The organism is Rhodococcus sp. 05-2256-B1 (genome assembly GCF_002258465.1).
GTDB lineage: Bacteria > Actinomycetota > Actinomycetes > Mycobacteriales > Mycobacteriaceae > Rhodococcoides > Rhodococcoides fascians.
Map to the genome: position 1 here is coordinate 37,850 of NZ_NOZA01000014.1, position 12,557 is coordinate 50,406.

The 12,557-nt window shown below is 64.6% G+C and carries 10 protein-coding genes; 5 read left to right on the forward strand and 5 right to left on the reverse strand.

Annotated features, from left to right (window positions below):
- The first annotated feature begins 29 nt into the window (after window positions 1–29).
- The 4 genes from CH285_RS06015 to CH285_RS06030 are packed head-to-tail and all read left to right on the forward strand — an operon-like array spanning window position 30 to window position 3,354.
- Window positions 30–584 (forward strand): histidine phosphatase family protein, encoded by a 555-nt coding sequence (locus CH285_RS06015; RefSeq protein ID WP_027497992.1) that lies wholly within the window; start codon window positions 30–32, stop codon window positions 582–584.
- Window positions 585–598: 14 nt separating this feature from the next.
- On the forward strand, window positions 599–1,081 hold the full coding sequence (locus CH285_RS06020; RefSeq protein WP_032371653.1) for a RidA family protein: 483 nt from the start codon (window positions 599–601) through the stop codon (window positions 1,079–1,081).
- A 39-nt stretch (window positions 1,082–1,120) separates the two neighbouring features.
- On the forward strand, window positions 1,121–2,611 hold the full coding sequence (locus CH285_RS06025; protein WP_094643145.1) for an ABC transporter substrate-binding protein/permease: 1,491 nt from the start codon (window positions 1,121–1,123) through the stop codon (window positions 2,609–2,611).
- Window positions 2,608–3,354 carry an amino acid ABC transporter ATP-binding protein gene (locus tag CH285_RS06030; protein WP_048315850.1) on the forward strand — a complete coding sequence of 249 codons (747 nt, stop codon included), beginning with the start codon at window positions 2,608–2,610 and terminating at the stop codon, window positions 3,352–3,354. The genes CH285_RS06025 and CH285_RS06030 overlap by 4 nt, the downstream gene beginning before the upstream one ends.
- Window positions 3,355–3,525: 171 nt before the next feature.
- Here the strand turns inward: CH285_RS06030 and CH285_RS06035 are convergent, their stop codons facing one another.
- The 5 genes from CH285_RS06035 to CH285_RS06055 form a co-directional block, all read right to left on the reverse strand.
- Entirely contained in the window at window positions 3,526–4,725 is a 1,200-nt protein-coding gene (locus CH285_RS06035; RefSeq protein WP_255032468.1) for a DDE-type integrase/transposase/recombinase, read from the reverse strand.
- 144 nt (window positions 4,726–4,869) lie between these two features.
- Window positions 4,870–6,936, reverse strand: coding sequence for a xanthine dehydrogenase family protein molybdopterin-binding subunit (locus CH285_RS06040; protein ID WP_032371655.1), 2,067 nt, complete (start codon window positions 6,934–6,936; stop codon window positions 4,870–4,872).
- Window positions 6,933–7,946, reverse strand: a complete 1,014-nt coding sequence (locus tag CH285_RS06045; RefSeq protein ID WP_032371656.1) for an FAD binding domain-containing protein — start codon at window positions 7,944–7,946, stop codon at window positions 6,933–6,935. The genes CH285_RS06040 and CH285_RS06045 overlap by 4 nt, the downstream gene beginning before the upstream one ends.
- Window positions 7,943–8,443: a 2Fe-2S iron-sulfur cluster-binding protein gene (locus CH285_RS06050; RefSeq protein ID WP_027497997.1), complete on the reverse strand. Its 501-nt coding sequence runs from the start codon at window positions 8,441–8,443 to the stop codon at window positions 7,943–7,945. The genes CH285_RS06045 and CH285_RS06050 overlap by 4 nt, the downstream gene beginning before the upstream one ends.
- A gap of 98 nt (window positions 8,444–8,541) precedes the next feature.
- The gene (locus CH285_RS06055) at window positions 8,542–10,344 is read right to left on the reverse strand and encodes a DEAD/DEAH box helicase (RefSeq protein WP_032364895.1); all 1,803 of its coding nucleotides are present in this window, start codon (window positions 10,342–10,344) and stop codon (window positions 8,542–8,544) included.
- A 277-nt stretch (window positions 10,345–10,621) separates the two neighbouring features.
- Between CH285_RS06055 and CH285_RS06060 the strand changes: the two genes are divergently transcribed.
- Window positions 10,622–12,409, forward strand: coding sequence for an AMP-dependent synthetase/ligase (locus tag CH285_RS06060; RefSeq protein WP_176458646.1), 1,788 nt, complete (start codon window positions 10,622–10,624; stop codon window positions 12,407–12,409).
- Window positions 12,410–12,557: the final 148 nt, after the last annotated feature.

Genomic DNA, 12,557 nt, shown 5'->3' on the forward strand with positions numbered 1-12,557 from the left:
TGGTAACTCTGGGATATTCTCCGCTCACTATGACTTTTCTGGCGCTGGTTCGGCACGGTGAAACGAACTGGAATTTGCACGGCCGCCTGCAAGGCTCTTCGGACATCCCTCTCAACGACACCGGACGAGCTCAGGCCCGCGAGGCAGGTTACGAACTGGAGTTCCGTACGTGGGATCACCTGGTCAGTTCGCCGCTGGTCAGAGCCGCAGAAACCGCCGACATCATCGGGACCCATCTCGGCCTGAACCGAACCGCCGAATTCCCGGATCTTGCCGAGCGTCACTTCGGTGACGCCGAGGGATTCACCGACTGGGACGCGTACTCGCATTGGCCGGACGGGCGATACCCGGGCCTCGAGCCACGATCGAATCTGATCGTCCGGGGCGTGCGAGCCGTCGACGAGATCGCCTCGCGCTACCCCGACTCCGCGGTGATCGCCGTGGCCCACGGCGGCGTCATTCGAGCCATCTTCGACGCCATCCGTCGACGACACTCCCCCCGAATACTGAACGCCGGTGTGTCCACACTCGAACACGATGGCACCCGATGGACGGTTCGCACCATCAACGGCGTTGCGGTCTGACAGGATTTTCGTTCATGGAGATCGAACGTCGCATCGCCGAACTCGGCTTCGAGCTGCCCGGCGAACCGAGTGCACCACCGGGATTCGAGTTCTCCTTCGACTGGGTTCGCGTGCGCGGCAACCGAGTCTTCGTATCGGGTCATTCGCCGCTCGCACCGGACGGAACCCTCGCCGGTCCGTTCGGTGCGGTGCCGTCCGAAGTCGACCTCGACGCCGCCACCGACGCCGCGCGTGACACCGCCCTCGCGGTATTGGGCAGCCTCGCCCGTGCCATCGGAGATCTCGATCGAATCAGCGCGTGGCTGACCGTCACCGGCTCGGTCAACGCCGATCACGGCTTCACTCAGACCACCACCGTCGTCAACGGGTTCTCCGATCTGGTGTTGGCGATCTTCGGACCCGAGGTCGGTGCGCATGCGCGGACTGCGCTGGGAGCGGCCGCATTGCCGATGAACAACACCGTCGTCGTGTCAGCGGAACTGGAGATCGACGGGTAGGTTTTTCTCCACTCGTCATTACAGCGAAAGCAGGCCTAGATGGTGCGCAGATCCACTCTGGTTCTGGTCGCGATTCTGATCGGCATACTCGGATTGTCCGGGTGTAGTTCGTCGTCGCAATCCCTCCTGGACCGAGTGCGCGACGACGGTGTACTCGTCGTCGGCACCGAGGGCACGTACAGCCCGTTCAGTTATCAGGGCGGGGACGGCCAACTCACCGGCTACGACATCGACGTCATCAACGCGGTCGGCGACGAACTGGGCGTCCGCGTCGACTTCGTGCAAACCCCCTTCGACTCGATCTTCGCCGGGCTGCAATCGCAACGCTTCGACCTGATCGCGAACCAGGTGTCGATCACTCCCGCCCGGCAGTCGACCTACGACCTGTCCAAGCCCTACACGGTGTCCGAAGGCCAGATTCTCACCGCCGCGAACAACACCACGATCACCTCGACGGCCGATCTGGCCGGCAAGACCACCGCCCAATCGTCGACGAGCAACTGGGCCGAGGTCGCTGCCGACGCGGGCGCGAACGTCGAGGCGGTCGAGGGATTCGTCCAAGCGGTCGCGCTCGTCAAGGACGGCCGGGTGGACGCCACCGTCAACGACTCGCTCGCCATCGCCGAATACCTGCAGCAGACCGGCGACACGGGAGTGCGGGTCTCCGGAAACACGGGCGACACGACGCTGCAGTCCTTCGTGGCCCGCAAGAACAGCGGCCTGATGGAGGAGGTCGACGCGGTCATCGACACCCTCCGTGACAACGGCACCATCGCCGAGATCTCGAAGAAGTACTTCGGCAGCGACGTCGCGGCACCGACCGCCGACACCGCGGCACCGGTGAGCGAGGACGCAGGAACCACTGCGCCGTCGAAGATGCAGTTGGTACTCGACAACCTGTGGCCGATGCTCAAGGCGACGGTCACCATGACGATCCCGCTGACCGCCGTCAGTTTCGTTGTGGGATTGGTCATCGCGCTGGCCGTGGCACTCGCCCGGATCTCGTCGATCAAGCCCCTCGCCGCATTGGCCCGGTTCTACGTCTCGATCATTCGCGGCACTCCCCTACTGCTGCAGCTGTTCATCATCTTCTACGGCCTGCCGCAGTTCGGCATCGTGATCTCGCCGTTTCCGGCGGCGGTCGTGGCGTTCTCGCTCAATGTCGGCGGCTACGCGGCCGAAGTCATTCGCGCTGCGATACTGAGCGTGCCCAAGGGCCAGTGGGAAGCCGCGCAGACGATCGGCATGGGATACCGAACCACGTTGCAGCGCATCGTGCTTCCGCAGGCACTGCGCACCGCTGTGCCGCCGCTGTCGAACACATTGATCTCGCTGGTCAAGGACACCTCGCTGGCATCGACCATCCTGGTGACCGAACTTCTGCGCGTCGCGCAGCTGGCGGCGGCTCCGACGTTCGACTTCTTCACGCTGTACTCCGTTGCCGCCCTGTACTACTGGGTGATCTGCATAATTCTCTCGTTCTTCCAAGGCAAACTCGAAGTCCGACTCGACAGGTACGTGGCGAAATGACAGACCTGCTGGAAGTATCCGCACTGAAGAAATCGTTCGCACCGATCGAGGTACTGAAGGACGTCTCGTTCACCGTGCCGTCGGGCACCGTCACCGTCATCATCGGGCCGTCCGGCTCCGGCAAGACCACAGTGCTGCGAACGCTCAATGCTCTCGACCGAGCCGATGCCGGCCTGATCCGCATTGGCGACGTGTCGGTCGACTTCGCCGAGCCCGTGGACGCCGCGCGACTGCGCCACTTCCGCGCGCAGAGCGGCATGGTGTTCCAGAGCCACAATCTGTTTCCCCACAAGACCGTGCTGCAGAACATCATCGAGGGACCGGTGATCGTCCAGAAGCGGTCCAAGGACGACGCCACTCGCGACGCACACGCGATCCTCGACCAGATCGGTCTCGACGCCAAGTCCGATCAGTACCCGTTCCAGCTTTCCGGTGGCCAACAGCAACGCGTCGGAATCGCCCGAGCCCTCGCCTTACGCCCCAAGCTGATGCTGTTCGACGAGCCGACCTCCGCGCTCGATCCCGAACTGGTCGGCGAAGTACTGGGCGTCATCAAAGGCCTTGCCGCCGAAGGCTGGACGATGGTGATCGTCACCCACGAGATCCGCTTCGCCCAGCAAGTGGCCGATCAGGTGTTGTTCCTCGAGAACGGAGTCGTCGTCGAACGCGGGACACCCGAGCAGGTTCTCGCGAACCCGACCGAGCCCCGTACTCGACAGTTCCTACAGCGAATCTTGGCGTAGAGGGGCTGCGCCCCCTGTGATTGGAGCCTGCGGAACGAATCCGTTGAGGCAGGTGAGTGGAGCCTGCGGAACGAATCCGTCGAGGCATGTGAGTGGAACTTCGTAGCAGGGGTCGTGTGCTGTCTTGATACATGTGGGACACGGGTGTCTCGATACATGTGAGACACGATTCTAGGCTGCGGGGCGGTGGAGTTGTCCTTGGTAGCGCTTGTCGGTGTTCAGGTGCAAGTGGCCGAGGACTTCTCCGCTGGCCGTGTAGGTGGTGATGTGGTTGCCGTCGCGCAGGACGGTCACGCGAGTGTGTGCGTGGGGCCGTCCGACCGAGATCGTGTGGTCGCCGACGGAGATCACGCCGGAGCCGGAGACGGAGTGGGTGCCGACTGTGGCGTCGATCTGGGCGGGTAGGTGCTGCGGGCCGCCCAGGGTTGTTGCGCGGTTCCATGCCTGCTGCGGGGGCATGTTCACGGCACTGTGGCGGCGGTCGGTGTTGTAGAACGTCTGGTAGCGGTTGCACGACGTCTGCAACTCGGCGGTGGTGGCGGGCCGGGTGGGTTGGTCGGTGAGCCACTGTTTGAAGGTGCGGTGGTGGCGTTCGACTTTGCCGTTGGTCTGCGGGTGGTACGGGCTCGAGTGAATGAGCCGGGCACCGGACCCGGTGACGAACGCGCCGAACTTCGAGCGGCCCTTCGACGCGGTCGCGCAGAATGCCATTCCGTTGTCGGACAACACGATTGCCGGTACTCCGTAGTCGGTGAACGCTCTGCCGATGGCGGTGATGGCTCCGGTGGTGGTCTCGGCGTGGCAGACGTACGTCGCGACGAGGGTGCGGGTGCAGTCGTCGAGAACCTCGAAGACGGTGGCTTTCCCGCCGTCGGCGAGTACGACTTCGGTGGCGTCGATCTGATAGCAGTCACGGGGTCGGGCGTATTGGAATCGGCGGTAGGACGATTTGGGTCGCTTCTTGGGTTCCGGGGTCACCAGGCCGTGGCGGGTGAGGATGTTGTTGATGGTCGATCGGGCCGGGACCTTCAAGCCTTTGCCGGCCCAATCATGTTCGGCGGCAATCTTGGTCAGCTCGTAGCGGATGTTGTCGGCACCGTTGTCGCGGCCCAATTCGCCGCGGAGCGCGATGATGCGGGCTTCGATGGTGTCGGGGGTGCGTGTCGGGCTCGAGCGGGGCCGGCGGGAGTCGAGTTCCCACCGGCCCCGTTCTCGGATCCGGGCGGCGTGACGGTTGGCGGTACTGCGGGAGAGCCCGTGGTCGGCGCAGAAGCCTGACAGGCCTCGTTCGTCGAAGACGTCGGCTCCCTCGATGATCCATGCGGTCAAGGTGGCGTCGAGCAGGTTCATCCGGGCATCCGATCTGGCCATGGATTACTCCATAGCCGGTCACAGCGCCCCGCAGCATCATCACAGCCCGTGTGTCACATGTCCGTGGACATCTCGTGTCTCATATGTCCCCGGACTGAACACGTAGCAGGGGTCGAGTTTCCACTCACATACGGCGACGACGCTCTAGAGGTGCGGTAGCACCTTGTCCAAAGTGATCGGCAGGTCGCGGACTCGGATGCCGGTGGCGTTGTAGACCGCATTGCCGATGGCTGCCGACGAGCCCACCGCACCGATCTCACCGATTCCCTTACCGCCCATCGGTGCGAGCTCGGTGTCGACCTCCTCGATCCACACGGCCTCGAGATCGGTGACGTCCGCACAGGCCGGGATGTGGTACTCGGCGAGGTCGTGGTTGGCGAAGCCGCCGAATTCGTGATCGACGACGCCGCTCTCCATCAACGCCATTCCGAGTCCGAACGTCATGCCGCCGATGAGCTGCGACCGGGCCAGCCGGGGATTCATCACCTTGCCGATGCCGAACACCCCCAGCATCCGGCGCACGCGCACTTCACCGGTGTCGACGTCTACCGCCACCTCGGCGAACTGGGCACCGAAAGCCATGCGCGCCAACTCTTTCTGAGCCTCGACGTCGTCGGTTGTATCGGCCTCGGCGGAGTTACCCGGCTGCAACGGTCCCTGGTCCCGCAACGCGGTGCAGACCTTGGTGACCGCCCAGCCCCAGGAGGAGGTGCCCGAGGATCCACCGGCACCGGGGGCCTTGGGCAGAGCGCTGTCGCCCAGTTCCAGTGTCACGGCATCCGCGTCGACCTCGAGCGCATCGGCGGCAATCTGTCGCAGCACGGTCCGCGCACCGGTTCCGATGTCGGATGCAGCGACGGACACCGTGATCGTGCCGTCCTGCTCGACACGCGCCGCCGCGGTACTCGGCGAGATCAGCACCGGGTAACTCGCTGTGGCGACGCCCATTCCGAGCAGAGTGTTGCCTTCTCGGCGTCGGCCCGGCGTGGAGTCTCGACGATCCCAGCCGAATTTCTCGGCACCCTCGCGCAGGCACTGCACCACACTGCGGGAGCTGAACGGATTCCCACTCGCGGGATCGACGTCGGGTTCGTTGCGGATCCGGAGCTCGATCGGATCGATCCCGGTGGCCGTTGCCAATTCGTCGATCGCCGTCTCGACGGCAAACATGCCGGGTGCCTCACCCGGGGCTCGCATCCAGCGCGGGGTGCCGACATCCAGCGCGGCGAGCCGATGCGTTGTGGCGCGGTTGGGCGAGGCATAGATGTGCCGGGTCGATTCCGACGTCTGCTCACAGAACTCGAAGATCGTGCTCGTCTGTTGGAAGGAATCGTGAGCGATGGCCTGCAGCCTGCCACTCGAATCCGCACCGAGGCGAACGTGATTGAGGGTCGGGGTGCGGTATCCGACAACATCGAACAGGGCCTGCCTCGGCAGAACCAGCTTGACGGTCTTGCCGGTTGCTCGCGCCGCCATCGCAGCGAGAACTGCGTTAGGCCGAGTACTGCCCTTCGCTCCGAAGCCTCCGCCGACGTTCTCGGCAATCACGCGAACATTCGCGGGTTCCAGTCCGAACGCCGTGGCAAGATCCCCCTGAACTCCCGACGGTGCCTGCGTCGAATCCCAGACCGTGAGTACACCATCGGACCATTGAGCCGTCGTGGCATGCGGTTCCATCGGACTGTTGTGCATCGGAGCCGTCGAGTACCAGTTGTCGACGACGTGCTCGGCCGTCGTCAATGCAGCGTCCGGATCACCGACCGTGACGTCGGTGGGGAACCCCGCGTTGACGGACTCGGGCGCATACAGCGAGCTGTGATCGGCGCTCAGGGTGTTGTCGGGTGAGCGAACGTCGGCGTATCGCACCTGAACTCGGGCAGAGGCCGCGCGGGCATCCTGGAGGGTGTCGGCCAGAACGACGGCCACGATCTGGCCGCGGTAAGCAACGGAATCCGATTGCAGCACATGCAGTTCCGCATCTTCCACCTCGCCCAGCTTCTCGGCGTTGCCGTGCCACAGGAGCGCGTGGACCGCCGGGCCCCCGTCAGCGAGTTCGACGTTCTCGACCGTCCCGACGGGAACCGTCGCGGGCACGTACCATGCGTACACCTGGCCGGCGATCGGCGGCTGCTCGGCGGCGTAGCGCGCTCGGCCGGTGACCTTGTCGACGGACTCGGTGCGCTGAATCGACTGGCCGATCGACGCAGTCATGACCGATCTCCCAACTCTTCGTGTGTGCCCAGCTCTGCCAATTCCACCAGAGTGCGCGTCACCAGATTCGTGACCAGCGGAACTTTGAAGGCGTTGTCTCGCAGGGGCTCTGCTGCCTGCAGTTCCTCGGTGATCGCAGCCCGGAACGACGCCTCGTCGGGCGCGGTTCCGAGCAGTGCATGTTCGGCGGTTCGGGCCCGCCACGGTCGATGCGCGACGCCGCCCAGCGCGATCGACACCCCACGTACGATTCCGTCCTCGACGTCGAGCACAGCACCGATGGACGCGACCGCGAACGCGTACGACTGCCTGTCCCGTACCTTGCGATACGTCGAGACAGTGCCGTCGGCAGCCTTCGGAATTTCGATGGCGGTGACGATTTTGTCTCGGGCGACAGTGTTGTCCCGCGTCGGATCATCGCCGGGCAAACGGTAGAACTCGTCCATCTCGAGTTTCCGTTCACCGTCGACTCCGCGGACGACGATGCGCGCGTCGAGAGCCGACAGCGCGACGGCCATGTCGGACGGATGCGTCGCCACGCACGACGACGAGGCTCCGAGGATGGCGAGGTTTCGATGCTCGCCGTTACGTGCCGGACAACCCGAGCCGGGTTCGCGCTTGTTGCACGGCTTGGATGCGTCCATGAAGTAGACGCATCGGGTGCGCTGGAACAGGTTTCCACCGGTGGTGGCCATGTTGCGTAGCTGGCCCGAGGCCCCGGACAGCACTGCCCGCGAGAGCACCGGATACCGCTGGCGGACAACCGGATGCACCGCGAGATCACTGTTGGACACCCCGGATCCGATCCGCAACGCTCCGTCGTCGGCGACGTCGATGTCGTGCAGCGGCAATCGCGTGACATCGATCAACGCCGATGGTGCGGCCACACCCAGCTTCATCAGATCGACCAGATTGGTGCCGCCACCGAGCAACATCGCGTTCTCGTCCCCCGCCAGGCGTTCGAGAGCGTCGTCGACCGCAGTGGCGGTTCGGTAATCGAATGTTTTCATGACGCGTCCTGCACTGCGGGAACGATGTTCGCGTACGCACCGCAGCGACAAAGGTTGCCGCTCATGCGCTCGCGCACTTCGCCGGAGTCGAGTTCGACATCGGTGGCCTCGAGGTCTTCGGTGACCGCGCTGGGCCAGCCCTGTTTTGCCTCCTCGATCACCGCCACCGCCGAGCAGATCTGCCCGGACGTGCAGTATCCGCACTGGAACGCGTCACGATCGACGAAAGCCTGCTGCACGGGATGCAGAGTGTCGCCGTCGGACAGTCCCTCGACCGTGGTGATTTCGCGCCCGACCTGCGCGACGGCGAACGTGAGGCAACTGTTGATTCGCCGGCCGTCGACCAGGACGGTGCAGGCACCACACTGACCGTGGTCGCACCCCTTCTTGGCCCCGACGAGATCCAGGTTCTCGCGAAGTGCGTCGAGCAGAGTGGATCGAGTGTCACAGTCGATCTCACGATCGGTTCCGTTGACACGCAGAGTGACGTTGGTCATGCACGTGCGGATACCCGGGGCCTGAGCCATCAAACGCTCGAGCCGGCGGGTCGTGCGCGGAACTTCGTAGCAGGCTACGAAGTTCCGCGCACGTGGTGCTAGCGCTTGCCCTTGAACTTTCCGCCGCCGCGCGGCCCGCCACTGCGTCCGGGAGGACCGGAGTCGGGCTGCAGCTGAATCAACACGCCGCTGATGCGGGTGCGGCGCAGCGCCTCGACCGTCTCGTCGGCGAGGTCGGCAGGCAACTCGACCAGCGAATGGTCGGGACGAATGCTGATGTGCCCGAAGTCGCTTCGACGCAGACCGCCTTCGTTGGCGATGGCACCGACAATGGCACCGGGAGCGACGTGATGACGCTTACCGACGCTGATGCGGTACGTCGCCATTTCCTGGCCGGTCTTGCGGTGGTGCGAGCTGGCCGCATCCTCGTCGAACGTCCGCGGTGGCCGCGGCTCCCGAGGCTCGCGGGGTGCCCGCGGCGGGGCAGGCGGCTCGGGCTTGAGCAGGAAGGCTTCGCCGTCGCGCGACTGGATGGCCAGAGCTGCTGCGATATCGACCAGCGGCACGTCGTGCTCGCGCTCGTAGTCCTCGATGAGCCGGCGGAACAGCGCCAGATTCTCGTTGCCGAGGCTCTCGGTGATGGAGTCCTTGAACTTCGTGACGCGCTGCGCATTGACGTCGTCGACGCTGGGGAGCTGCATCTCGGTGATCGGCTGCCGCGTCGCACGCTCGATGGCCTTGAGTAGGTGACGCTCGCGGGGCGCAACGAACAACAGGGCCTGACCGGCGCGACCCGCGCGGCCGGTACGGCCGATGCGGTGTACGTAGGACTCGGTGTCGTGCGGGATGTCGTAGTTGATGACGTGCGAGATGCGGTCGACGTCGAGACCACGAGCCGCAACGTCGGTGGCCACCAGAATGTCGATCTGGCCGTTCTTGAGCTGGCCGATGGTGCGCTCACGCTGTGCCTGCACGATGTCGCCGTTGATCGCGGCGGCGGAGAAGCCCCGGGCGCGCAACTTCTCGGCGAGCTCTTCGGTGGCCTGCTTGGTGCGCACGAACATGATCATGGCCTCGAACTCTTCGACCTCGAAGATTCGAGTGAGCGCTTCGAGCTTGCGCTGATGCGCCACCTGCACGTAGCGCTGCGTGATGTTCGGTGCCGTCGACGTCTTGGTCTTGACGGTGATCTCCACCGGATCGTGCAGGTACTGCTTGGAGATCTTGCGGATCGCGGCCGGCATCGTGGCCGAGAACAACGCGACCTGCTTGTACTCGGGAGTGTCGGAGAGGATGCGCTCCACGTCCTCCTGGAACCCCATCTTGAGCATCTCGTCGGCCTCGTCGAGCACGAGGTACTCGAGCCCGGACAGGTCGAGCGTGCCCTTCTCGAGGTGGTCGATGACGCGGCCCGGGGTGCCGACGATGATCTGCGCACCCTTGCGCAGGCCGGACAGCTGGATCCCGTAGGCCTGGCCGCCGTAGATGGGCAGAATGTGCAGACCCGGAATGTGGGTGGCGTACTTGCCGAACGCCTCGGCCACCTGCAGCGCGAGCTCGCGGGTCGGTGCCAGCACCAGGGCCTGCGGCGTCCGACGCGAGACGTCGAGACGGGACAGGATCGGCACTGCGAACGCAGCGGTCTTACCCGTTCCGGTCTGCGCGAGGCCGACGACGTCGTTGCCCGCCATCAACGGCGGGATGGTGGCCGCCTGGATGGGCGACGGGCTCTCGTATCCGACGTCGCGCAGGGCCTTCAGGACCCGCTCGTCTATTCCGAGATCGGCAAAAGTGATGTCGTCATCCGCTGTCGAAGAAGACTCACCTGCGTGGACGGGAGGGGACGAACTCGTCTCGTCAGACGTCACGGCGGCATCCTGATCAGATTCTGAAGTGCTCATATACACCCGAGTTTAGTACCTGCCCGGCCCCCGCGACTCCTTCTGCGCTGATCAGGTGACGAAAACAGCGGCGGTGGACGGCAGGTGCGAGCGTTCTCACGACGGCAACCCGACGGAGATGCACGACCGGACACCGTTATGTTGTACCCCGAGTCACACTCAACTCCACTCGAAACGACGGAAAATCGACAAACCGGACAACCTCGGTGGTGCGTTACGGACTCGGGTGTGATGAAATGCACAACTACCACGCTATTTATCCGTAAGGGGTCCAGCAGTGCGCGAATATTCTGTGCCGGCGTCATACACCATTCCCGACGACGCATCCATGGCCGACACCGTCTTCCGGTACCAGAAGGAAGCACCGAACTTCGTCCCGTTCCAGCGCCTGGTGAACGGCACCTGGACCGATGTCACCGCGGGTCAGTTCTCCAAAGAGGTCACCGCGGTGGCCAAGGGCCTGATCGCGTCGGGCGTCGAACTCGGCGACCGCGTCGCCATTCTCAGCGCGACCCGCTACGAGTGGGTCGTCCTGGACTACGCCATCTGGACCGCCGGCGGATGCACCGTCGCGATCTACGAGACCTCGTCTGCAGATCAGGCGCAGTGGATCCTCGAGGACTCCGCGACCAAGCTGCTGATCGTCGAGAACGCGTCGCACGTCTCGAACCTGAAGGACGTCACCGACGGGGCCGCCGACTTGCGTGAGGTACTCCAGATCGACGGCGGAGCCATCGACGAACTGACCACCCGAGGCGCGGGAATCAGCGACGAGGACGTGCACACCCGTCGACACCAGGTCACTGCCGCCTCCCCCGCGACACTGATCTACACCTCGGGCACCACCGGCCGCCCCAAGGGTGTGCAGCTGACACACGCGAACTTCTACGCCGAGGTCCAGGCCACCCAGATCGCGCTGCACGACTCCATGCGCGAGGGCAACCGCACCTTGATGTTCCTACCGATGGCGCACGTGTTCGCCCGCGCGGTGTCGTTCGGCTCGTTCGAGTCGAAGGTGACCGTGGGCCACACCTCGGACGTGTCGACACTGGTGGATCAGTTCGCCGTCTTCAAGCCGAACTTCATCCTGTCGGTGCCGCGCGTGTTCGAGAAGGTCTACAACTCGGCCAAGCAGAAGGCACACGACGGCGGCAAGGGCAGCATCTTCGACAAGGCCGCCGCGACGGCCATCGAGTGGAGTGAAGCCCAGGAGAAGGGCGGCGCAGGCCTGGTGCTCAACCTCAAGCACACGGTCTTCGACAAGCTCGTCTACTCCAAGTTGCGAGCTGCCCTCGGCGGTAACTGCGATCGTGCGGTCTCGGGCGGTGGCCCCCTCGGCGCTCGCCTGGGCCACTTCTTCCGCGGCGCGGGCGTCCCGGTCTACGAGGGCTACGGACTGACCGAGACCAGCGCGGCCGTCACCGTCAACACCACCAAGGAACAGCGCGTCGGCACCGTCGGCAAGCCCATCGACGGTCACGCGGTCAAGGTCGCCGAGGACGGCGAACTGCTGCTCAAGGGCCCGGTGGTGTTCAGCGGCTACTGGCACAACGAGAAGGCCACCGCCGAAGCGATCGTCGACGGCTGGTTCCACACCGGCGATCTGGGGTCGATCGATCAGGAAGGCTTCGTCTCGATCACCGGCCGCAAGAAGGAAATCATCGTCACCGCAGGTGGCAAGAACGTCGCCCCCGCGGTGCTCGAGGACGCGCTGCGCGCCAACGCGATCATCAGCCAGTGCCTCGTCGTCGGTGATGCAAAGCCGTTCATCGGTGCGCTCATCACCCTCGACCCCGAAGCGATGCCGGGCTGGCTCGAACGCCACAACCTCGCTGCCGACATCCCGTTCTCGGAGCTGTCGAAGAACGCCGACCTCGTCGCCGAGATCGACAAGGCCGTGGCCGAGGCCAACAAGAAGGTCTCCAACCCCGAGCAGATCAAGAAGTACACGATCCTCGAGAACGACTTCACCGTCGAGACCGGTGAGCTGACCCCGACGATGAAGCTCAAGCGCAACATCATCCACACCGAACGTGGCAGCGACATCGAGGCCATCTACTCGTAGATCGCCCAGCACGAGTGCCGAAGGGCCCGACGCGAGCAAGGCGGGTTCTAACGATCCCCGCAACACCCTCGATTTGAGGGAGTTGCGGGGATCGTGGCATGTGCTGGGTTGAAGGTGCGGTTTTTCGAGGCGTTGGACCGTGAGGACG